General features: G+C 62.0%; 24 protein-coding genes. 12 read left to right on the top strand and 12 right to left on the bottom strand.

The genetic code is table 11. The annotated features are described in order from the left end of the window. Positions 1 to 58 precede the first annotated feature (58 nt). Genes ACW55A_RS13890 through ACW55A_RS13855 form a run of 8 tightly spaced genes read right to left on the bottom strand, consistent with a single transcriptional unit; the run spans position 59 to position 5,971 of the window. On the bottom strand, positions 59 to 1,006 hold the full coding sequence (locus tag ACW55A_RS13890) for a lysophospholipid acyltransferase family protein (RefSeq protein WP_248680507.1): 948 nt from the start codon (positions 1,004 to 1,006) through the stop codon (positions 59 to 61). Then, a complete protein-coding gene (locus ACW55A_RS13885) occupies positions 1,003 to 1,737 on the bottom strand; it encodes a glycosyltransferase family 2 protein (RefSeq protein ID WP_003366060.1) in 735 nt (244 codons plus the stop codon). The genes ACW55A_RS13890 and ACW55A_RS13885 overlap by 4 nt, the downstream gene beginning before the upstream one ends. Beyond that, positions 1,730 to 3,412, bottom strand: a complete 1,683-nt coding sequence (locus ACW55A_RS13880) for an ApeI family dehydratase (RefSeq protein ID WP_455808270.1) — start codon at positions 3,410 to 3,412, stop codon at positions 1,730 to 1,732. The genes ACW55A_RS13885 and ACW55A_RS13880 overlap by 8 nt, the downstream gene beginning before the upstream one ends. 10 nt (positions 3,413 to 3,422) lie before the next feature. Next, positions 3,423 to 3,968, bottom strand: a complete 546-nt coding sequence (locus tag ACW55A_RS13875; RefSeq protein ID WP_455808269.1) for a COG4648 family protein — start codon at positions 3,966 to 3,968, stop codon at positions 3,423 to 3,425. Next, positions 3,965 to 4,219, bottom strand: coding sequence for an acyl carrier protein (locus ACW55A_RS13870; RefSeq protein ID WP_003432110.1), 255 nt, complete (start codon positions 4,217 to 4,219; stop codon positions 3,965 to 3,967). The genes ACW55A_RS13875 and ACW55A_RS13870 overlap by 4 nt, the downstream gene beginning before the upstream one ends. A 9-nt stretch (positions 4,220 to 4,228) precedes the next feature. Next, complete coding sequence (locus ACW55A_RS13865; protein ID WP_003316688.1) at positions 4,229 to 4,489, bottom strand: phosphopantetheine-binding protein; 261 nt, start codon at positions 4,487 to 4,489, stop codon at positions 4,229 to 4,231. Continuing rightward, positions 4,464 to 5,276: a lysophospholipid acyltransferase family protein gene (locus ACW55A_RS13860; protein ID WP_044308707.1), complete on the bottom strand. Its 813-nt coding sequence runs from the start codon at positions 5,274 to 5,276 to the stop codon at positions 4,464 to 4,466. The genes ACW55A_RS13865 and ACW55A_RS13860 overlap by 26 nt, the downstream gene beginning before the upstream one ends. Continuing rightward, positions 5,252 to 5,971 (bottom strand): beta-ketoacyl synthase chain length factor, encoded by a 720-nt coding sequence (locus tag ACW55A_RS13855; RefSeq protein ID WP_003366073.1) that lies wholly within the window; start codon positions 5,969 to 5,971, stop codon positions 5,252 to 5,254. The genes ACW55A_RS13860 and ACW55A_RS13855 overlap by 25 nt, the downstream gene beginning before the upstream one ends. 308 nt (positions 5,972 to 6,279) lie before the next feature. Between ACW55A_RS13855 and ACW55A_RS13850 the strand changes: the two genes are divergently transcribed. Next, positions 6,280 to 7,059, top strand: a complete 780-nt coding sequence (locus ACW55A_RS13850; protein WP_003432106.1) for a ParA family protein — start codon at positions 6,280 to 6,282, stop codon at positions 7,057 to 7,059. A gap of 186 nt (positions 7,060 to 7,245) precedes the next feature. Here the strand turns inward: ACW55A_RS13850 and ACW55A_RS13845 are convergent, their stop codons facing one another. Beyond that, positions 7,246 to 7,650, bottom strand: coding sequence for a PAAR domain-containing protein (locus tag ACW55A_RS13845; protein ID WP_455808268.1), 405 nt, complete (start codon positions 7,648 to 7,650; stop codon positions 7,246 to 7,248). A gap of 262 nt (positions 7,651 to 7,912) precedes the next feature. On the opposite strand from ACW55A_RS13845, the gene mdcA reads away from it, so the two are divergent. The 9 genes from mdcA (at position 7,913) to madM (ending at position 15,222) form a co-directional block, all read left to right on the top strand. After that, on the top strand, positions 7,913 to 9,589 hold the full coding sequence (mdcA, locus tag ACW55A_RS13840) for a malonate decarboxylase subunit alpha (protein ID WP_003432104.1): 1,677 nt from the start codon (positions 7,913 to 7,915) through the stop codon (positions 9,587 to 9,589). Then, positions 9,589 to 10,464, top strand: coding sequence for a triphosphoribosyl-dephospho-CoA synthase (locus tag ACW55A_RS13835; protein ID WP_003432101.1), 876 nt, complete (start codon positions 9,589 to 9,591; stop codon positions 10,462 to 10,464). The genes mdcA and ACW55A_RS13835 overlap by 1 nt, the downstream gene beginning before the upstream one ends. Position 10,465: 1 nt before the next feature. Further along, positions 10,466 to 10,765 (top strand): malonate decarboxylase subunit delta, encoded by a 300-nt coding sequence (locus ACW55A_RS13830; protein ID WP_003414308.1) that lies wholly within the window; start codon positions 10,466 to 10,468, stop codon positions 10,763 to 10,765. Continuing rightward, a complete protein-coding gene (locus tag ACW55A_RS13825; RefSeq protein ID WP_003366085.1) occupies positions 10,758 to 11,609 on the top strand; it encodes a biotin-independent malonate decarboxylase subunit beta in 852 nt (283 codons plus the stop codon). Before ACW55A_RS13830 ends, ACW55A_RS13825 begins: the two co-directional genes overlap by 8 nt. Continuing rightward, positions 11,606 to 12,406, top strand: a complete 801-nt coding sequence (gene mdcE / locus ACW55A_RS13820; protein WP_455808267.1) for a biotin-independent malonate decarboxylase subunit gamma — start codon at positions 11,606 to 11,608, stop codon at positions 12,404 to 12,406. The genes ACW55A_RS13825 and mdcE overlap by 4 nt, the downstream gene beginning before the upstream one ends. Next, entirely contained in the window at positions 12,403 to 13,038 is a 636-nt protein-coding gene (locus ACW55A_RS13815; RefSeq protein ID WP_498811344.1) for a malonate decarboxylase holo-ACP synthase, read from the top strand. The genes mdcE and ACW55A_RS13815 overlap by 4 nt, the downstream gene beginning before the upstream one ends. Next, the gene (gene mdcH / locus ACW55A_RS13810; protein ID WP_455808266.1) at positions 13,035 to 13,970 is read left to right on the top strand and encodes a malonate decarboxylase subunit epsilon; all 936 of its coding nucleotides are present in this window, start codon (positions 13,035 to 13,037) and stop codon (positions 13,968 to 13,970) included. Before ACW55A_RS13815 ends, mdcH begins: the two co-directional genes overlap by 4 nt. 69 nt (positions 13,971 to 14,039) lie before the next feature. Further along, complete coding sequence (gene madL, locus ACW55A_RS13805; RefSeq protein ID WP_003366092.1) at positions 14,040 to 14,456, top strand: malonate transporter subunit MadL; 417 nt, start codon at positions 14,040 to 14,042, stop codon at positions 14,454 to 14,456. Position 14,457: 1 nt separating this feature from the next. Beyond that, positions 14,458 to 15,222 carry a malonate transporter subunit MadM gene (gene madM / locus ACW55A_RS13800; protein WP_003366094.1) on the top strand — a complete coding sequence of 255 codons (765 nt, stop codon included), beginning with the start codon at positions 14,458 to 14,460 and terminating at the stop codon, positions 15,220 to 15,222. Positions 15,223 to 15,288: 66 nt separating this feature from the next. Here the strand turns inward: madM and ACW55A_RS13795 are convergent, their stop codons facing one another. Continuing rightward, the gene (locus ACW55A_RS13795) at positions 15,289 to 16,260 is read right to left on the bottom strand and encodes a LysR family transcriptional regulator (protein ID WP_498811343.1); all 972 of its coding nucleotides are present in this window, start codon (positions 16,258 to 16,260) and stop codon (positions 15,289 to 15,291) included. Positions 16,261 to 16,339: 79 nt separating this feature from the next. On the opposite strand from ACW55A_RS13795, the gene trhA reads away from it, so the two are divergent. Continuing rightward, on the top strand, positions 16,340 to 16,984 hold the full coding sequence (gene trhA, locus ACW55A_RS13790) for a PAQR family membrane homeostasis protein (protein ID WP_498811342.1): 645 nt from the start codon (positions 16,340 to 16,342) through the stop codon (positions 16,982 to 16,984). A gap of 107 nt (positions 16,985 to 17,091) precedes the next feature. Here the strand turns inward: trhA and ACW55A_RS13785 are convergent, their stop codons facing one another. After that, on the bottom strand, positions 17,092 to 17,811 hold the full coding sequence (locus ACW55A_RS13785; protein WP_003366101.1) for a 16S rRNA (uracil(1498)-N(3))-methyltransferase: 720 nt from the start codon (positions 17,809 to 17,811) through the stop codon (positions 17,092 to 17,094). Between the two features lie 134 nt (positions 17,812 to 17,945). Beyond that, on the bottom strand, positions 17,946 to 19,352 hold the full coding sequence (locus ACW55A_RS13780; RefSeq protein ID WP_455808265.1) for an adenosylmethionine--8-amino-7-oxononanoate transaminase: 1,407 nt from the start codon (positions 19,350 to 19,352) through the stop codon (positions 17,946 to 17,948). A gap of 209 nt (positions 19,353 to 19,561) precedes the next feature. Between ACW55A_RS13780 and ACW55A_RS13775 the strand changes: the two genes are divergently transcribed. Further along, on the top strand, positions 19,562 to 21,436 hold the full coding sequence (locus ACW55A_RS13775; protein WP_003432088.1) for a flavin monoamine oxidase family protein: 1,875 nt from the start codon (positions 19,562 to 19,564) through the stop codon (positions 21,434 to 21,436). Positions 21,437 to 21,597 lie beyond the last annotated feature (161 nt).

Below are 21,597 nucleotides of genomic sequence, written 5' to 3'. Positions count from 1 at the left end.
CCTGTGGCGATCCGCGCTGATTTTACAACGCAGCACATGACCGCCGAGCGCGATCAGCTCATGAGCCTGATTCATCGGCAGACTTCCAGAATGGGTAGAAATTGAACCACTGCTGCGGCGCTTCCAGGCAATAGTGCCCAAGGCGCTCGGCATAACGCGTGGCCCACTGCTCGATGACCTGGGCACGGTCGCTGCGCCGCCACTCGATGGCGTCGGCGAACGGTTCGAGAATCACCCGATAGCCCTTCGCACCCTTAAGGCAGAAGAACAGGTTGACCGGGCACTTGAGCAGCCCGGCCAGCAGCCAGGGGCCTTGCGGGAAGTTGGCCGGCTGACCGAGAAAGTCGACCTGCACATTGCGCCCGCCATGCAGCGCGACGCGGTCACCGGCGATGGCCAGCCACTCGCCTTCGTCCAGACGCTGGCTTAATTGCAGCATGATGGCCGGGTCCAGCTCGCTGACCTGAATCAGGCGCAGATGGGTCGCGCCGGCTTCACCGAGCAGGCGATTGAAGCGTTCGGCATGTTTGGTGTGCACCAGCACGTTCATGGTGACCTTTTCGCCGAGTTCGGCCAGCGCTCGGCACACCTCAAGGTTGCCCAGGTGCGCACCGACCAGCATCTGTCCGCGTTGGCCACGCAGGTTCTGGCGCAGCAAGGCCTGGTCGACGATCTCGATCTGATCGATACCCAGCCTGCCGTTCCACACGTCGAGCTTGTCGAGCAAGGCATCGGCGAATGCCATGAACTGCCCGAACACCCGGCGCTGGCTGGGCCGCAGTTCGGGTTTGCCGCTCCAGTCCGCCAGGTGCTGCTGGTATTGCCAGATGCTGTGCCGGGCACGTCGCCCGAAGACAAAGAAATAGAGGACGATGCCATACAGCACCGGGCTGAGCAGGCGCCGACCGAGCACCCGCATGCCCCAGGCGGTGAGTTTCATGAGCATGAAGCTGCCGCGCTCCTGATGACTGGCCCAATGCTCCTTGGGCGACTTGTCGATGCTCATGGCCGCCACCGTCGCCACAGGAGCATTGGCAGGCGTAGCAGCATGCCGAAGAACAGCTTGGCGTGCATTTTCGAAATCAGGGCGTTGTCATGAAACAGGCGGAAATGCGACAGGCCGTCCTGCGGGTAATGAACGCGGGTCGGCAGCCAGCGCATCGGCTGGCCGCGCCAGGACAGGCGCACGAGCATTTCCGAGTCGAAATCCATGCGTCTGCCGATCTGCACGCTGTCGATCAGCGCCAGGACCGGGGCCAGTGGATAGAGGCGGAAGCCGCACATGGAATCGCGAATGTGCAACGACAAGGTATTGATCCACACCCAGACGTGGGTCAGGTAGCGTGCATACAGACGGCCTTTGGGCACGCTCTCGTCAAACTGCGGATAACCGCAGATCAGCGCATCCGGGTGCTGGCGCGACTGCTCCAGAAACACCGGAATATCACTCAGATCATGCTGGCCATCGGCATCGACCTGCAACGCATGGCTGAAACCCAGCCGGATCGCCTCGCGAAAGCCCGCCATTACCGCGCCGCCCTTGCCCTGATTGACCGGCAGGCGCAGCAGGTGGATAGCCTCACCCTGCGCCAACTGCTGTAACACGGCTTCGCAGGCCGGACTGCTGGCATCGTCCACCAGAATGCACGGCAACCCGGCGTTGCGCACGGCCTTGACCACGTTGGGCACGGCCAGCTCGTGGTCAAACACCGGAATGATCACGCAAGGCTTATGCATGGTCGTCCTCCAGGAGGATGCGGCCACTGGAGCAGGGCGCGTTGTCGGCGTTGCGAAAGGCGAAGTGCAGCTTGGAGCGTGTCGCATCGAAGCGCAGTGTCAGCGTGAGGCGATCACCGGGACGCACCAGTTGCTGAAATTTGAGCACCTCCATACCGGCAAATCCGCATGGCAGGTCGAGCAGTCGCTGGCCCAGGCTGATCGCCCAGTCGACTTGCACCACGCCCGGCAAAATCGGCGCCTTGGGAAAGTGGCCGCTGAAAAACGCCAGATCGGGCGGGACGCTCAATTGCAGGTGCAGCTCGCCTTCGACGTTCTGTTGCTCAAGCACTTCCGGCTGTTTCGAGCGTGGCGCCAGCAGCAGCGCCTCGACCTCTGCCTGAGGCAGTTTGCCCTGGGCGTTGAGCGGCATCTGCCGCAGCAGACGCCAGCGACGCGGCAGGGCGATGGTTTCGCAGTGCGGTTGCAGATACTGCCGCAAGGCTTCGGTGAGCGCCCGACGGCCCTGATTGCGCAGGACCAGCAAGCCCGCGTCGCTCAGCACCAGCAGCGCGCCCAGCGAGGCACGGTTTGCCTGCACCACGCCAAGGCGCGCTTCACTCACCCACGGGTGAGCCGCGAGGGCCTGCTCGATCAGCGGCAAGGACACGCGCTTCTCTTCGAGTTTGACGATGCGGTCGAGCCTGCCCAGCAGTTCGAAGCGCCCGTCTGCACCGATCAGCGCCGCATCGGCGGTCTGCTCGACATGGCCGGGCGGCAGATAGGGCGAGCTGATGCGCAGCGCACCTTGCGCATCCTGACTCAGCTCTACGCCGTCGAAGGCCTGCCAGCGTTGCCCGCCCTGACGCCAGGCGATGCCGCCGGTTTCCGAGCTGCCGAGAATTTCCGTCGGCCACTGACCGAGGCGTTGCTGCAGGCTCTGTGCGGCTTCGGCCGGCAATGCGCCGCCGGAAGAGAACACCCGGCGCACGGCGGCAAGACCCGGCCAGTCGAGATTGTCGCCCATGCGCTTGAGCAGCGCAGGGCTGGCGACCCAGGCGAATGACGGGTATTCACGGCTGGCGCGTTGCAGGTCTTCGGCGAACGGCAACTGACGGCGCACGAACGGGCGTGCCGCGCACAGCGGCCAGAGCAAACGAAACAGCAGCCCGTAAATATGTTGCGTCGCCACGCTGCCGATCATGCATGCCGCGCCGAGCTCCGCGCCCCACAGCTGTTCCAGCCCGCAGACTTCGTTGGCCAGTTGCCGCAGGTGTTTTTCGATCAGTTTGGGCTCTCCGCTGGAGCCGGAGGTGCACAGGCTCAGCCGGCACTGGTCGAGGTCCAGCGCTGCCGCGGGGAGAGGCGCGGCATGCAGGTCGCTCAGGTGGGTGTCACCCGGCAGGTCAGTCAGCCACAGGTCGACCTGATTCGCCCAGCGCTCGCGGGTCTGGCCCTGCAAGTCGGCGGGCAGCAACACGTGCACACCTGCGCGCCAGGCCGCGAACAACGCAATGGCCAGGTCGGCGGCATCCTCGAGGTGCACTGCAAGGCGTGTGATGCCGCGCGCGTTCAGCCCCGCAGCCACGCCGAGCGCCTGATCACGAAACTGCGCGTGGCCCAGGGTCGGGGCCAGCGTCAGCAGCCGGTCGGGCAGCGCATCGAGCAGCAGGTGTTCCAGATTCAACCAGTTCATGCGATCCATTTCATTTGCCGCCCGCTGAGGGTGGGCGGACGATCCATTCAACAGCGAATAACACGCCCATCAGGCCGTAGGAAATCAGGCCGGTGTACAGCGTCCACCATGACAACGGTGCCCACAGTGTCAGGATGGCTGACGTGAGGCCGTTGACGAGAAAGAACAGGCACCAAATCTGCGTGACTTTACGTGTATAGCGGATACCCGCCTCAGGCAGATCGGGACGGTTCAGGCGCGCCATCTTTTCCACGATCGGCGGGCCGTAGACCAGGCTTGAGCCGAACAGGCCGAGCATGAAGGTGCTGACCAGTACTGGGTACCAGCGCAGCATGATGTGACTGTCGAGGGCGCCGAGCACCGCGCAAAAGATCAGCGCTACAATCGCCATCGCCAGGCTGCCTTGCCTGCGCTCTCCGGTCAGGGCGCGCGCCAGCCACAGGCTGCCCAGCAGCAGCGCGAACTGCCAAGGGGCGAAATGCTCGGTCCCCCAATAGACGGCGAATGGATAGAGCACGCCGGCCAGCACCAGAATCAGGCCAATCAGCCGCTTCATTCGGCGGTGTTGACCAGTTTGTAGACGGCCTCTACCACGTCATTCACGGTCCTCACCGACTTGAACTCTTCAGCCGCAATCTTTTTGCCGGTCTTGCGTTTGATGTGATCGATCAGGTCCACGGCATCGATGCTGTCGATTTCCAGGTCCTGATACAGGTTGGCTTCAAGCGTGACTCGCTCAGGCTCCAGTTCGAACAGTTCCACCATTGCGGTGCGCAGGATTTCGAAGATGTCTTCACGGGTTTGCATGTTCAATTCTCAGGCCGGTTGTCTGGCGCTGACGAAGGCCGCAAGGCTGTCGACGCTGGCGAAATGGTTACGGGTGTCCTTTGCATCGGCATCGATCCTGATGCCATAACGCTTCTGGATGGCCAGGCCCAATTCGAGCGCATCCACCGAGTCCAGTCCCAGTCCTTCGCCAAACAGCGTCATATCGTTGCCGATATCTTCCGGGGTGATGTCTTCGAGGCCCAGGGCATCGATGATCAACAATTTAATGTCCTGGTGCAGATCGCTCATCTGAGGCGAGCTCCTTGGTGAAATAGTCATGCAGGTAATCGTTGAGCTTGCGGGACGCCAGGGGCGGTGGGCCTAGCGCACTGAAGGCGGTTGGTTCTATATCGGCACCGACGCGCAAAGTGAAGTGCACGCGGCGTTGCGGAATGCGATACCAGGGCTCGGCCTTGGTCAGGGTGGTCGGCTGGACCTTGATCGTCACCGGGGTGATGACGCTTGCGCCACGCAGCGCAATGGCGGCCGCGCCGCGGTGAAAGACAGGCGGCTGGCCTGGCTGGGTGCGCGTGCCTTCCGGGAAAATGATCAGTGTCTGGCCGCTTTGCAGGCGCTCTACGGCGGCGTCGAGCATGTCCATGCTGCCGTCGTTGCTGATGTAACCGGTGGAGCGCACAGGGCCGCGGGTGAACGGGTTCTCCCACAGGCTGCGTTTGACCACGCAGTTGGCGTCACGCACCAGCCCGATCAGAAACACGACATCGATCAGTGACGGGTGGTTGGCGATGATCATCTGCCCTGGGCGACCAAGCTTTTCGGCGCCTTGCACGTCATAGGTCAGCACCCGCATGCGCGCCATGATGCGGATGAACAGCCAGAACAGGCGGCTTATGGTCCGCCGCGCGCGGCGCTGATGGCTGGCCACACTGCCAGGCAGGCAACTCAATACTGGAAAAACGAACAACCGCAGGCATAAACCGCTCAACCCGAACAGGGCAAAGCTGATGCCTGTTGCCAGCAGACGCCAGTAATAGGCGTCCCGACCTTTTTTCAGTGACTGCGTTGCCAGTTCCATAACCGGTTATTCCAAGGGTGCAGGCAGACGGATTGATCAGTGTGCAAGGCCCGCAGCAGGTTCAGGGCATGGGGCCACTGAGTGCGCTTGGTGCCTTGCGTATCGGTGTTCAGAGACAGTTGCCACTCATTCCCCGGCGTCAGCAGCAAGCCGACCGCGTAGGGAAAGGGCACGTCATCAATCCATTGGGCATAGGCTTGCGGCGGCTGTTCTTCAGTCACCACAAGCAATACTGCTTCTGCTCCCTCGGCCAGCAACGCTGCGGCCTCGAATGCTCCATACTCCAGCCCGTCGCCTGTGGCGGCCAGGGCTGTCATCTCACTTGTTTCACCGCGCATGATCGACCACAGACCAATGATGGCGTTATGCACTGAAAGGCTGAACTGGGTCGGTGAAAGCGGCTCGTTGGCGGCCAGATCACGCAGGATTTCAAAGGTCCTCGGGGTTTCTCCGTGGCGCGAGACAAACACCAGCGGGACGCGCTCCAGCCCTTCAGTCAATGGCCAGCCGACGGCAAACGCCATTCTCGCCATGCGGCCCAGGCGGCGGCGTTGCATCGCAGGAAGAAAAGACACGTCTGGCGCTGCATCACTGGTTTCCAGCAGCGTCGGATCGAGGCTCCATCGCTGCCAGTCTTCCGCGCTCGCCAGGCCCGGCGCCCAGGCTTGCCATCGTGCAATGTTGAAGGTGATCAAGGCTTCTCTTCCCGCCCCTGCGGGCTTGTTTCTCGCTACATCGATATCAGGTCGATATCAGCCTGGGTGCGGTAATTGACCGAGTGCGCGCATTATCCTGATGGGGCTCATTACTAGCAAATTTGTTACATAAAAACCGTTTACAGGCGTGTATTTTAAGGTTGAAGTCGTTTTTCTGTATGACAACCGGCCAGCAACTGTTTTGCGTTAAGCTCACCGTTGTCACATGCACTGTCTAGACTCGATTTCCTCTTACGGTCGTTATCGGCCACTCCTGCTGTTTCTTCATCTTTCAAGGAATCCAAAGCATGCGTCGCGTGGTATTCAATCAGAAGGGCGGTGTCGGCAAATCGAGCATCGCCTGCAATCTGGCTGCAGTCAGCGCTCACGAAGGCTATCGGACGTTATTGATCGATCTCGATGCCCAGGCCAACTCGACTCAGTACCTCACCGGCCTGACCGGTCAGGACATTCCGATGGGGATTGCCGAGTTCTTCAAGAACACGCTGTCCGGCTCACCGGTCGCCAAAAAGAACCATGTCGATATCTACGAAACACCGTTCGACAACCTGCACGTGATCACGGCGACTGCAGAGCTTGCTGACCTGCAGCCCAAGCTCGAGGCCAAGCACAAGATCAACAAGCTGCGCAAACTGCTCGACGAATTGAGCGAAGATTACGAGCGTATCTATCTGGATACGCCGCCAGCACTGAATTTTTATGCGGTTTCGGCGTTGATCGCCTCTGATCGGGTGCTGATCCCTTTCGACTGCGACAGCTTCTCGCGACAGGCGCTGTATGGGCTGATGCGCGAGATCGAGGAGTTGAAAGAGGACCACAACGAAGATCTCCAGGTTGAAGGCATCATCGTCAACCAGTTCCAGCCCAGAGCCAGCCTGCCGCAGCAGATGCTCGACGAACTGATTGCCGAAGGCCTGCCGGTGCTGCCGGTCTATCTCAACGCCTCGGTAAAAATGCGCGAGTCGCATCAGGCCAACCTGCCGCTGATCCACCTCGACCCACGGCACAAACTGACGCAGCAGTTCATGGAACTGCATCACTTGCTCGAGACCAACGCCCATCCGTGATGGGCATACCTATACGGAGCCTTGGCGCTATAGTTGAAACGCAAGTCATGTGGGAGCGGGCGTGCTCGCGAAGGGGCCGGTACAGACCCCGAAAGCAGGGCGTTTAAACCAGCGCATTCGTGAGCAAGCTCACTCCCACAAAGCATGTGTATGCTGAATACGGAGCATGGGCACGAGATTCGCAACTCAACATGGCTGCGAAAGAGGCCTGAGTACTTCGGGCGTATAGCTGCCGTCTCTCAATGAGCGCGCCAGATGTTCGGCATAGAGTCGCGCTGTCGAGGCCAGTTCTTCGGGGATGGCGATGGTCGCGTCCATGTCGGCCCGGACGTGCTCCTGCGAGGTGGTCAGCGTGTTGCTGCCGGGTGCGCAGCCACACTGCACCTCATGACCCTGAGTAGCGACCGCCACAAGTTCGTCGATGTAGGTGGGGTTTCCCTGGGCGATGAAGCCAATCTGCCTGCAGGCCGGGCACCACACCGGGTCACCCATGCGCGCCACACGACGCAGTTCGATGACTTCGCTTGCCGATGCGGCCAGCACGAAGCCGCCGGTGGTAGTGAGATCGCCTTCCCTGACTATAAATGACATCGCGCTACTGCCTCTGGGTTACGGAAAACCTCAAGGCTAGGCGCAAACACGGATTCCGATAGCACCCCGAGCCCTTTAAAGACCGGTCCTACGCAATTACCAGCCGGGCGTTTCGAGCATGTTGCATGCGCGACGACGCACCCGGCGAAACGTCCGTTTCCCTATCGTTACTCCAGCCGTAATGATTCGACGCGCTGCTTGATTGATGCCCAACCGCTATCGCTCCTAAGGTGGCCGACGACAGCAAAATCGTGGAGCGATCATGACAACAACAACTTCCCCCGACGCACGCTGGACACGTCGTCGCAGCGAGAAGCAGCGGCGTCTGGAGCAAGTGCGGGCGTTGGCCGATGGTGTGGTGTTGCCGACCGGCAATATCGTCGCCGCGCTGGAGGCCCTGCTGGTTTCCGGCGACCGCGTGGTGCTTGAAGGCAACAATCAGAAGCAGGCGGACTTCCTCTCCCGCGCGCTGGCCAAAGTCGATCCGGGCAAGGTGCATGACCTGCACATGATCATGCCGAGCGTCGGCCGCGCCGAGCACCTTGACCTGTTCGAACAAGGCATCGCGCGCAAGCTGGACTTCTCGTTTGCCGGCACGCAAAGCCTGCGCATCAGTCAGTTGCTTGAAGACGGCCTGCTGGAAATCGGCGCGATCCACACCTACATCGAACTCTATTCACGGCTGGTGGTGGACCTCATCCCCAACGTGGTGCTGGCGGCAGGCTTCATGGCCGACCGCGCCGGCAACATCTACACCGGGCCCAGTACCGAAGACACCCCCGCACTCATCGAACCGGCGGCATTCAGCGACGGCATCGTTATCGTCCAGGTCAATCAGCTGGTCGATGACGTCAGCGAGCTGCCACGGGTGGATATCCCGGCCTCGTGGGTCGATTTTGTGGTGGTGGCCGACAAGCCGTTCTACATCGAGCCGCTGTTCACCCGCGATCCGCGCCACATCAAGCCGGTGCATGTGCTGATGGCAATGATGGCGATTCGCGGCATCTACGAGAAACACAATGTCCAGTCGCTGAACCACGGCATCGGTTTCAATACCGCCGCCATTGAGCTGATTCTGCCGACCTACGGCGAGTCGCTGGGCCTGAAGGGCAAGATCTGCCGCAACTGGACACTCAATCCGCACCCGACGCTGATCCCGGCCATCGAAAGCGGCTGGGTCGAGAGCGTGCATTGTTTCGGCACCGAGCTTGGCATGGAGAACTACATTGCTGCCCGCCCGGATGTGTTCTTCACCGGACGCGATGGCTCGCTGCGTTCCAACCGCCAGCTCTGCCAGCTGGCCGGGCAATACGCCGTGGACCTGTTCATCGGCGCAACCCTGCAGGTCGATGGCGACGGGCACTCCTCGACAGTCACCCGTGGTCGTCTGGCCGGCTTTGGTGGCGCGCCGAACATGGGCCATGACCCACGCGGCCGGCGTCACGCCACGCCCGCCTGGCTCGATATGCGTCAGCAGCACGATGACGGCCCGGCTGCCTACCTGGAGCGCGGCAAGAAGTTGGTGGTGCAGATGGTCGAAACGTTTCAGGAAGGCGGCAAACCGACCTTCGTCGAAACCCTGGACGCGGTCGAAGTGGCGAAGAAAAGCGGCATGCCGCTGGCGCCGATCATGATCTACGGCGACGACGTGACCCACCTGCTGACCGAAGAAGGCATCGCCTATCTCTACAAGGCGCGCAGCCTTGAGGAACGCCAGGCGATGATCGCGGCAGTGGCGGGCGTGACTGTGATCGGTTTGCGCCACAACCCCAAGGACACCGCGCGCATGCGCCGTGAAGGGCTGATCGCGCTGCCCGAAGACCTCGGCATTCGCCGCACCGACGCCAGTCGTGAACTGCTCGCCGCCAAGAGCATTGCCGACCTGGTTCAGTGGTCCGGTGGCCTCTACAACCCGCCTGCCAAATTCAGGAGCTGGTAATGAGTGCACTTCAATTGGCACCGCAATCGGCCTCGCTGGCAGTACGACTGGCCGATCTGGCCGTCGACGCCTTGATCGACGAAGCCGACCTGTCGCCTAAACCGGCCCTGGTGGACCGGCGTGGCAGCGGCGCGCACAGCGATTTGCACCTGGGGCTGATGCATTCCTCGGCGCTGTCATTGTGGCCGACTTTCAAGTTGATGGCTGACGCCGCCACGCAGTTCGCTGTTGTGGACCGGCCATTGCGTGAGGCACTGGGCAGGCTTGGCCGTGAAGGCGAAGCCACCATGCTACGCACCACCAGCGGGGTGAATACGCATCGCGGCGCGATCTGGGCGCTGGGTCTGCTGGTGACCGCTGCCGCGCTGGAGGCTCGGGATTGTGCGCCCGATGCCATCTGCGCGCGCGCTGCCGCTTTGGCCCAGATCAAGGACCGCCAGGTGCTCACGCAGAATAGCCACGGTGATCAGGTAGTTCGTCGTTACGGCGTCATGGGCGCCAGAGAGCAGGCGCAGCAAGGGTTCCCGGCGGTCAGGCTGTTCGCCTTGCCACAACTGCAACGCAGCCGTGCGGCAGGCAGCGGCGAGCAGAACGCTCGGTTGGATGCGCTGTTGGCGATCATGACTACGCTGGACGACACCTGTGTGCTGCATCGCGCCGGCATCGAAGGGCTGAATGCCATGCAGCACGGGGCACAGCGCGTGCTCGACGCCGGAGGCAGCGCCAGTCTGGCGGGCCGCCGCGCACTGAACGAGCTTGATCAGCACTTGCTGGCCCTCAATGCTTCGCCCGGTGGCGCGGCGGATCTGCTGGCTGCCTGCCTGTTCATCGATGGCCTTGAGCCTGCGCTCGGCCCTGTTTCGAGGAGTGCCTGAAATGGAAACCCTGTCTTTTGAATTTCCTGCCGGACAGCCGCCCAAGGGCCGTGCGCTGGTGGGTGTGGTGGGCTCCGGTGATCTGGAGGTGCTGCTGGAACCCGGTAAACCGGGCACCTTGTCGATTCAGGTGGTGACGTCGGTCAACGGTGCCTCGCTCCGCTGGCAACACCTGTTCGAGCGCATGTTCGAGGGGCAGACCCCGCCTGCGCTGAGCATCGATATTCATGACTTCGGCGCGACGCCCGGCGTCGTGCGTTTGCGCCTGGAGCAAGGCTTCGAGGAGATCGGTCATGACTGATAGCGCACGTTTGCTGAATCAGCACAGTTTCATCGAATTGGGTGCCCGACAGCGCGCCCGCGCCTTGCTGGATGCAGGCAGCTTCCGCGAACTGCTGGGGCCGTTCGATCGGGTCATGTCGCCGTGGCTGGCCATGCAGGGCGTGGTGCCTCAGGCGGATGACGGCGTGGTGGTCGCCAAAGGCACTGTCGATGGTCGGCCAGTGGTCATCGCCGCCATCGAAGGCTCGTTTCAGGGCGGCAGCATGGGCGAAGTCGGCGGCGCGAAAATGGCCGGCGCGCTGGAACTGGCTGCCGAAGACAACCGCAACGGCATTCCCACCGCTGCTATCTTGCTGCTGGAAACCGGTGGTGTGCGTTTGCAGGAAGCCAATCTGGGCCTGGCCGCGATTGCCGAGATTCATGCCGCGATAGTCGATCTGCGTCAGTACCAGCCGGTGATCGGTGTGGTGGCAGGCAGCGTCGGCTGCTTTGGCGGGATGTCCATCGCCGCAGGGCTGTGCAGTTACCTGCTGGTGACTCAGGAAGCACGTCTGGGCCTGAACGGTCCGCAGGTGATCGAGCAGGAAGCCGGCATCGAAGAATACGACTCCCGCGACCGTCCGTTCATCTGGAGCCTGACCGGTGGCGAGCAACGCTTTGCCAGCGCTCTGGTGGATGGTTTTGCTGCCGATGATGTCGCCGATGTCCGCCAGCAGGTCAGCGGCTGGCTCAAACAGGGCGTGCCCGACATGCATCGCAGCAGTCAGTACCCACTGTTCCTGCAGCGACTGGCAAGCCTCGACACTGAGCCGCAAATTGATCCGCAAAGCGTGCGTACCCTCTATCAAGGAGCCCGGTCATGAGTCATTCACAGCGGGGTTTGAACTGGTTCAACGCCTTGAGCGCAGGCGCCCGTGAAGTCACTGGCCTGCCTGCCTCACTCAAGGTCGCCGACGGTTTTCTCGGCGAGCAGGCGGTGCGTTTTGTTGCAGTGATTGCCGATACCGACAACCGCTTTCCCCGGGCGCGTCAGGGCGAAGTCGGCCTGCTGGAAGGCTGGGGCCTGGCCAAGGCGGTGGAAGAGGCCATCGAGCAGGATCGCGACCGCGCCGAAAAACGTGCATTGATTGCCATCGTCGACGTGCCGAGCCAGGCCTACGGGCGTCGCGAGGAGGCGCTCGGTATCCATCAGGCATTGGCCGGAGCTGTGGACAGTTACGCGCGAGCGCGTCTGGCGGGACATCCGGTGATCGGTCTATTGGTGGGCAAAGCCATGTCCGGCGCATTCCTGGCCCACGGCTATCAGGCCAATCGATTGATCGCGCTGCGTGATCCCGGCGTGATGGTGCATGCGATGGGCAAAGCCTCGGCAGCCCGCGTAACCCTGCGCAGCGTCGAGGACCTGGAAAAGCTCGCCGCCAGCATCCCGCCGATGGCTTACGACATCGACAGTTACGCCAGTCTCGGTCTGCTGTGGGAAACCCTGGCGGTCAGCCAGATCGAACAGCCCGCTGCAGATGACCTGATTCAGGTGCGCAACGTGCTGAGCAGTGCGATCAAGGACGTGCAGGCCCGCGGCGTCGATCTGAGCAGCCGTCTGGGTGCGAGCAACCGTGCGGCGTCGGCCAATGTGCGTCAGTTGCTGCGGGCGCAATGGTGATCAGCAACACTGGCGCAGTGCTGCCCCATGATTTGTTGTGGGGCATGCCGCTGTCTGCGTTGCCTGACGACGCGCCCAAATGGGCGGTCGAGGCCGTGCTGGCCGGGCAACCGGTGGTGGTCCGGCGTCAGGCAATGCCCGCCGGGCAGGTGGCGGTGGGCTTGCGCGGTCGCGGTCGGGAGCAACGCTATGCCGCAAGCATGTCGTTGGCCGACGTCTGCCGAAGGGTCATGCCCGAGCAGTTGATCGAAGCCCCGACCGAGAGCCTTCAGCAATGGCCGGCGTTGCAGGCGTTGCGCCAGATCCGTCCGGTCATGGAGGCGCTGGAGCTGGACTGGGGCGTCGGCGGCAGTGCCGGATTCGAGCTGGCCAGCGGTATTGCGGCGTTGCATCAGGACAGCGATCTGGACCTGATTCTGCGCACCCCGGGGCGCCTGAGTCGCCGCTGCGCCGCCGAGCTGGTCGAGGCGTTGGAAACCTCGGTCTGCCGGGTCGACGTCCAGCTGCAACTCGAGCAGGGTGCCGTGGCGCTGCGTGAGTGGGCGCGGCCAACGGGGCGGGTGCTGCTCAAGACCGCCAGCGGCGCGCGGCTGGTTGCAGACCCATGGCACCTGGGGCAGGTGTGCGCATGAGCAGCCTGTGGGTATTTCCCGGCCAGGGCGCGCAGCAAGCCGGCATGCTGCATCAGTTGCCGGACGATGCTGCGGTGCGCGACTGCCTGCAGGAGGCGGCCGATGCACTGGGCGAAGACGTGCTTGCGCTGGACACCGCCGATGCACTGCAAGCCAGCCGTGCCGTTCAGCTTTGCTTGCTGATCGCTGGCGTCGCATGCGCGCGCGTGCTGCAGGCGCGTGAGTGTGTGCCGGACTACCTGGCAGGGCTGTCCATCGGCGCTTATCCGGCAGCAGTGATTTCGGGAGCGCTGGCTTTTGACGACGCCGTGCGCCTGGTCGCGCTGCGTGGCGAGCTGATGCAAAGCGCCTGGCCGCAGGGTTACGGCATGACCGCGCTCGTCGGTCTGGACCAGACGCAGGTAGAAGCGCTGATCGCGCAGGTACACAGCGCGAAGGCACCGGTATTTCTCGCCAATATCAACGCCGACAACCAGATGGTGATCTCCGGCAGCGCCGAGGCGATGCATCAGGTCGGTCAACTGGCCAAGGCTGCCGGAGCAGCAGCGGTCAAGCGTCTTGCGGTCAGCGTGCCGTCACATTGCGCCTTGCTGGACGCCCCCGCGCAACAACTGGCCGAGGCCTTTTCAAGGGTCGCGCTAACGGCACCCACGATACGTTACCTGAGCGGCAGCACGGCGCGACCTGTGCGCAATGCCGAGAAGCTGCGTGACGACCTGGCGTTCAACATGTGTCGGATCATCGACTGGCGCAGCACCGTGGAAACCGCCTGGGAGCGGGGTGTGCGCCTGCACATCGAATTGCCGCCCGGCAGCGTGCTGACCGGGTTGGCGCGCAAAGTATTCCAGCAGGGCACCGCGCTGGCTTTTCAGGCTGCGCGCCTGGACAGCCTGGTTGCGCTGTCGCGCGAGGAGGGTCGCCGCACCCCATAGAGCCGCCGTGCAGCTGCTACGAAGGACAAAAACAACAACTTCAGCAATGCAAACAGAGGAATAACAACAATGATTATCTATGGTGTTGCACTACTGGCCATCTGCACGCTTGCGGGCGTGATTCTCGGCGATATGCTCGGCGTTCTGCTGGGCGTGAAATCCAATGTGGGCGGGGTCGGGATCGCCATGATCCTGTTGATCTGCGCGCGCCTGTGGATGGAAAAACACGGCGGCATGAGCAAGGACTGCGAAATGGGCGTGGGTTTCTGGGGCGCGCTGTACATCCCGGTGGTGGTGGCGATGGCCGCACAACAAAACGTTGTAACCGCACTCAAGGGCGGGCCGGTGGCGGTGTTGGCCGCTGTGGGTTCGGTGGTGCTGTGTGCCTGCACCATCGCAGTGATCAGTCGTACCAATCGCGGCGAGCCGTTACCCAAGGAAGAGCCGCTGCTGACGCCTGAAATCGCCCCGGCTGGAGGTCGCTGATATGTGGGATCTCATCGAGAAGGGACTTGAACACAACGGCCTGATCACCGCATTCGCCTTCGTCGGCATCATCATGTGGGTGTCTGTGGTGCTGTCCAAACGCCTGACGTTCGGCCGGGTGCATGGTTCGGCCATTGCGATCGTCATCGGGCTGATTCTGGCCTGGGTCGGCGGCACCTTGACCGGCGGCCAGAAAGGGCTGGCGGATATCACGCTGTTTTCCGGTATCGGCCTGATGGGCGGGGCGATGCTGCGTGACTTCGCTATCGTGGCGACGGCTTTTGAAGTGCAGGCCACCGAAGCGCGCAAGGCCGGGCTGATCGGCGCCATCGCCTTGCTGCTGGGCACGATTCTGCCGTTTATCGTCGGCGCGAGCATTGCCTGGCTGTTCGGTTATCGGGACGCGATCAGCATGACCACTATCGGTGCCGGGGCGGTGACCTACATTGTCGGCCCGGTGACCGGTGCTGCGCTGGGTGCCACCTCCGATGTGATGGCGCTGTCGATTGCCACCGGCCTGATCAAGGCGATTCTGGTGATGGTCGGCACGCCCATGGCGGCGCGCTGGATGGGGCTGGACAATCCGCGCTCAGCGATGGTTTTCGGTGGTCTGGCGGGTACTGTCAGCGGCGTTACCGCAGGGCTGGCGGCAACCGACCGGCGTCTGGTGCCTTATGGCGCGCTGACCGCTACGTTCCACACCGGTCTGGGCTGCCTGCTCGGGCCATCGGTGCTGTACTTCATCGTGCGCGCCATCGTCGGCTAGGCGCTGTACTAAAAGTGGCTGCGCTCGGTGATGCTTCGTTCGCCGACTTTTCGTACAGAGCCTAGGTCAGGTCATCTGTTCCAGCAGCCGGTTGGTGTACATCCGGCACTCGGCCAACAGCGCGAGCAGGTTGGGATCGCGCTGTTTGGACTTGAGAAAAACAATGCCGATGTGCTGCTGCATCCGGTAGCGGCTCTGCAACGGGATCAGGCGCACGCGGTTTTCATAGACCGCGGCGATTCTTCCCGGCAGCAGTGCATAGCCGACGCCGGAGCTGACCATGCTCAGCAGGGTGAAGATGTCATTGACCTGCATCGCCACCTTGGGCTCGAAACCGGCCTGCCGGAACACGCGGATCCCGTCGCGGTGTGTGGCAAAGCCTTGGGTCAGGGTGATGAACGTCGCTTCGCGCAGATCGCCCAGGTCCACTTCAGGGTGTTCGGCGAACGGCGAGTCGGTGGGGACGGCGAGAAAGATGTCGTCGGAAAACAGCGCCAGATGCTCGCAGTCCGGGTCGTTGGTGCTCTCATCCAGTGACACCAGCATCGCATCGACTTCCATGTTCTTGAGCTTGTAGAGCAGGTCCATGTTCGAGCCCAGAATCAGGTCGATATTCAGCTCGCTGCGGCGGATCTTCAGGCCCATGATCAACTGCGGCACGGTCTTGACGGTCAGCGAATACAACGCCCCCAAGCGAAACCGCGCCGCTGAGAAGCCTGCCGCCTGACGGGTCAGTTCCACCGTGGCGAGCACGTCCTGGACCAGCTTCTGCGCACGCTCTTCAAGTACATAAGCGCTTTCCAGCGGCGTCAGGTTGCGGCCCTCATGCTTGAACAGCGGGCAACGCAACGCACTTTCCAGCGAATGAATGGCGCGGTGCACGCTGACGTTACTGGTCTGCAGCTCCTCCGCTGCACGTGCCAGATTGCCGGTGCGCATGAAGGCCAGGAATATTTCCAGTTTCTTGAGCGTCAGTTCGTCATCGATCTGCATGTCGTGGCGCTTATGGTTGAGGTGCGCTGATTGTGCACAACTCATGCGTCGATAGCTGCTTAAAATATCCGTCACTGACACGGGTGTTGCGGTTTGTTTCAATAACCCGGAGTCTCTGTTTCCAGTGTTTTCGCCACAAGAGGGTATCGAGCGGATGTACTACGGAGAAAAATTCAATGCCTGGTCGCACTTGGTCGGCGCTGTGCTGGCAGCCGTCGGTGCGATCTGGCTATTGGTCATGGCCAGCCTGCATGGCGATGTCTGGAAAGTGGTCAGCATGGCCATCTATGGTGCGTGTCTGGTGACGCTGTACAGCGTCTCGACGGTCTACCACAGCGTCAAGGGACGCTCGAAATCGATCATGCAGAAGGTCGACCACTTTTCGATCTACCTGATGATTGCCGGCAGCTACACCCCGTTCTGTCTGGTGACATTGCGCGGCGCATGGGGCTGGACCCTGTTCGGAATTGTCTGGGGGCTGGCGCTGATCGGCATCCTGCAAGAGATAAAACCGCGCTCCGAAGCGCGAATCATGTCCATCGTGATCTACGCCGTGATGGGCTGGATCGTGCTGGTGGCCGTCAAGCCACTGCTGGCTGCACTCGGGGTGTCGGGGTTCATCTGGCTGGCCGGAGGCGGCGTGCTGTATACCGTCGGCATCCTGTTCTTCGCCTACGACCAGATCCGCCACTTTCACGGTATCTGGCACCTGTTCGTCATCGGCGGCAGTTTGATGCACTTCGTGGCGATTTGTTTTTATGTGCTGTGAAAGTGGCCAGGTTCAGGCCTCAATGGCTGGGTAAATGCAAATCCTTGTGGGGAGCGAGCCGGTGTCTGATTCTGAGCGTGCAGCGCGTTTGAGGACGCATCAAATGATCAAAAATCGCCCCACAGCTGTTGTGCCACGCTGAGCGCGACCACGGGAGCGGTTTCCGTGCGCAGCACGCGCGGGCCGAGGCGTGCGGCGTGGAAGCCGGCGTCTTGCGCCTGATCGACTTCCGCATCGTTCAGACCGCCTTCCGGACCAATCAGAAAGGCCAGGCTGGCGGGCTTGTCATGACTGGTCAGAGGTTCAGCCACCGGATGCAGGACCAGTTTCAGGTCGGCCTCGGTGTGCTTGATCCACTCGGCCAGCGGCATCGGCGCATGAATCACCGGCACCACGGAGCGGCCACATTGCTCGCAGGCGCTGATTGCGATCTGCTGCCAATGCGCCTGACGCTTCTCGGCACGTTCGTCCTTCAGGCGCACTTCGCAGCGTTCGCTGACAATCGGCGTAATTTCGCTGACGCCCAGTTCGGTGGCCTTTTGAATGGCCCAGTCCATCCGCTCGCCGCGCGACAGGCCCTGACCGAGGTGAATGCGCAGGCCTGACTCTTGCTGCCCGGCAAAGCTCTCGGTGAGCTGTACATGCACGCGCTTCTTGCCGACTTCCAGCAAGGTGCCGCGAAACTCCTGGCCCGAACCGTCGAACAGTTGCAGCGCGTCACCTTCGGTCATGCGCAGCACGCGGCTGATGTAATGCGCCTGGGCCTCAGGCAGTTCATGCTCGCCCAGACTCAGCGGCGTTTCAGTAAAAAAGCGGGACAGTCTCATGGTGTGTCTCGGTTCTGGTGTTCGTTTTGTGATGACGCATTCGCGAGCAAATGAAGGTCGCCCGGACAGGCCCCCGCCAGTGGGAGCGAGCTTGCTCGCGAAGGCGCCAGTCCGGCTGCATTTAATTCCAGCCTTTAACCCGGATCCCTGAAGTCCGGATGAAAGTTCTCGCGCACGGCAACGCTGACGCAGCTACGTGTCGCGATATCAATGCCTTCGCTGGCCACTTCGGCGAGGAAGTCGATTTGCTCCGGCGTAATCACATACGGCGGCAGGAAATACACCACGCTGCCCAGTGGCCGCAGCAGTGCGCCACGCTCCAGCGCATGCTGGAAGACTTTCATGCCGCGGCGTTCCTGCCACGGGTAGGCGGTTTTGCTCGCCTTGTCCTGGACCATTTCGATGGCGATGGCCATGCCGGTCTGACGCACTTCCGCGACATGCGGATGATCGGCCAGGTGCGCGGTGGCCGTCGCCATGCGTTGCGCCAGGGCCTTGTTGTTTTCGATGACGTTGTCCTCCTCGAAGATATCCAGGGTCGCCAGCGCCGCCGCACAGGCCAGCGGGTTGCCGGTGTAGCTGTGCGAGTGCAGGAACGCACGCAGGGTCGGATAGTCGTCGTAGAACGCGTCGTACACATCATCGGTGGTCAGGCAGGCCGCCAGCGGCAGGTAGCCACCGGTCAGTGCCTTGGACAGGCACAGGAAATCTGGACGGATGCCGGCCTGTTCGCAGGCGAACATGGTCCCGGTACGGCCGAAACCGACAGCGATTTCATCGTGGATCAGGTGCACGCCATAGCGGTCGCAGGCGTCGCGCAGCAGCTTGAGGTAGATCGGGTGATACATGCGCATACCGCCCGCGCCTTGGATCAGCGGTTCGACGATCACCGCCGCAACGCTGGCGTGGTGTTCGGCAAGGGTCTGCTCCATGGCGACGAACATGTTGCGCGAATGCTCTTCCCAGCTCATGCCGTCCGGGCGGTGGTAGCAATCGGGGCTCGGCACTTTGATGGTATCGAGCAGCAACGCCTTGTAGGTTTCGGTGAACAGCGGTACGTCACCGACCGACATCGCCGCCATGGTCTCGCCGTGGTAGCTGTTGGTCAGGGTGACGAAGCGTTTCTTGTCCGGCTGGCCGCGATTGAGCCAGTAATGAAAGCTCATTTTCAGCGCGACTTCGATGCAAGACGAGCCGTTATCGGCGTAGAAGCAGCGGGTCAGGCCCTCGGGCGTGAGTTTGACCAGCCGTTCGGACAGTTCGATCACTGGCTGATGGCTGAAACCGGCGAGGATCACATGCTCCAGCTGGTCGACCTGATCCTTGATGCGCTGATTGATGCGCGGGTTGGCGTGTCCGAAAACGTTGACCCACCAAGAGCTGACAGCGTCCAGATAACGCTTGCCCTCGAAGTCTTCAAGCCATACGCCTTCACCACGCTTGATCGGTATCAACGGCAGATTTTCGTGGTCTTTCATCTGGGTGCAGGGGTGCCACAGGACCTTCAGGTCACGCTGCATCCACTGGTCATTGAGGCCCATTTTCAATCTCCGGGTAGCGACTCGCCTGATGCGAGGACGAACAATCGCGCAAGCCTATGCAATGCCCGGCTGCGGAACAACCTTTGATGCAGTTTTAACGGGCGATGGACATTGCTGGCGGCTATTTGATGGCTCGCGTATCCTGCGCAGCGAGTCGATGTGTCGGGCTGACTTGCCCTATCTTCCCTATGTTTTCTGGAGTTCGCCGAATGCTTTCTGGTTGGCTGCGCGCCTGTGCGCTGATAGTGGCAGGGTTGGTCAGCGTTTCGACGCTCGCCGATGAAAAACAACGAACCGCCATTGTCGTCGGTGGTGGTCTGGCAGGTTTGACTGCCGCCTATGAACTGCAGGCCAAAGGCTGGCAGGTGACGGTGCTGGAAGCCAAGCCGAGTCTGGGTGGACGCTCCGGTCTGGCGACCAGCGAGTGGATCGGCAACACCAAGGCTCAGCCTGTGCTGAACCGCTACCTGGACAGCTTCAAGCTGACGACCGTGCCCGCGCCTGAATTCGTGCGCACGCCCAGCTACCTGATCGACGGCGTGTACTTCACCCAGGCTGACCTGGCCGTCAAACAGCCGGCGACCGCCGAAGCCATCAAGCGCTACAACGACACGCTGGACAACCTCGCGCGTTCGGTTGACGACCCGGAAAACCCGGCGTCCAACAGCACGCTGTTTGCGCTGGACCAGATCAACGTCGCCAACTGGCTGGACCGTCTGAACCTGCCTGCTACGGCGCGTCAGTTGATCAATCAGCAGATCCGTACCCGCTACGACGAGCCTTCGCGCCTGTCGTTGCTGTACCTCGCCCAGCAATCGCGGGTTTATCGCTCGGTCGACGAGCGTGACTTGCGTGCTGCGCGCCTGCCCGGAGGCAGTGCGGTGCTGACCCAGGCGTTCGTCAAGCAACTCAAGACCGTCAAGACCAACTCGCCGGTGACGGCAGTCGTCCAGGAGAAGGACAAGGTCACCGTCAAGGCTGGCGCGACCAGCTACACGGCGGATTACGTGGTCATGGCCGTGCCGTTGCGTTCGCTGGGCAAGATCCAGATGACGCCTGCGCTGGACGCTCAGCACATGGGCGCGATCAAGAGCACCAACTACGGCTGGCGCGACCAGATCATGCTCAAGTTCAAGACCCCGGTCTGGGACAGCAAGGCGCGCATGTCCGGTGAAGTGTTCAGTAACACCGGTCTGGGCATGTTGTGGGTAGAGCCGGCGCTTAAAGGTGGCGCCAACGTGGTGATCAACCTGTCGGGCGACAACGCGCGCATCATGCAGGCCTTCGGCGACAAGCAGATGGTCGATCAGGTGCTGATCCGTCTGCATGCGTTCTACCCTGAAGCACGCGGTGCGTACACCGGCTATGAAATCCGCCGCTACAGCGTCGATCCGTCCACTGGCGGTTCTTACCTGGCGTTCGGCCCCGGTCAGATCAGCAAATACTGGCGTCTGTGGGAACGGCCGATTCTGCGTGTAGCTTTTGCTGGCGAGCACACCGACACCTTGTACCCCGGCACTCTGGAAGGCGCCCTGCGCAGTGGTCAGCGTGCCGCCGGTCAGGTGCAGGATCTGGCCGCTGGCAAGTCGTTCGAACCGGTCAAGGTTGCACCGCCGAAAGCACCGGCCCCGGCTTCGCAGAAGTCCGAAGGCAATTTCTTCAGCAATCTGTTCGGTGGTTCCTCTGACAAGCCGGCCGAACCTGCCAAGCCGCAGGCTGACAAGCCAGGCTTCTTCTCGCGCCTGTTCGGTGGTGATGAAGCACCGGCCCCGGCCCCTGCTCCGGTAGAGAAGGCTGTAGAGCCTGCTCCAGCGCCTGCACCGGCTGCTGCTCCGGCACCCGTGGTTGCGCCGGTTGTCCAGCCTGCCAAGCCACCGGTAAAAGCCGAGCCAGCGAAGAAGCCGGCGACCAAGGCCGAGCCTGCGAAGAAAGTGCAGAGCAAGGAAGCGGCCAGGAAAGAAGCGGCTAAAAAAGAGGCTGCGAAGAAGGAAGCGGCCAAAAAAGAGGCCGCGAAAAAGGCTCAGAGCAAACCGGCTCCCGCCAAGACCCCTGCTGAAGCAGCGCCTGCAGACGCCAATAACTGACCGTCCGATGGCTGACTGAAAGGGATGCGGTTCATACCGCATCCCTTTTTTTATGCGTGCTCGATTCGTTATATCCCTGTGCTCAAGCCTGATCGTGCCGTTCATCGGCATCGAAAGGCCGATGGTCATTGCAAAGTGTTACTGACGGCAAATTATCGGGA

The sequence above is a fragment of the Plantibacter cousiniae (nom. nud.) genome (genome assembly GCF_977070315.1).
The sequence above is the reverse complement of the archived record's forward strand: the minus strand, read 5'-3'. Positions and strand labels throughout refer to the sequence as shown.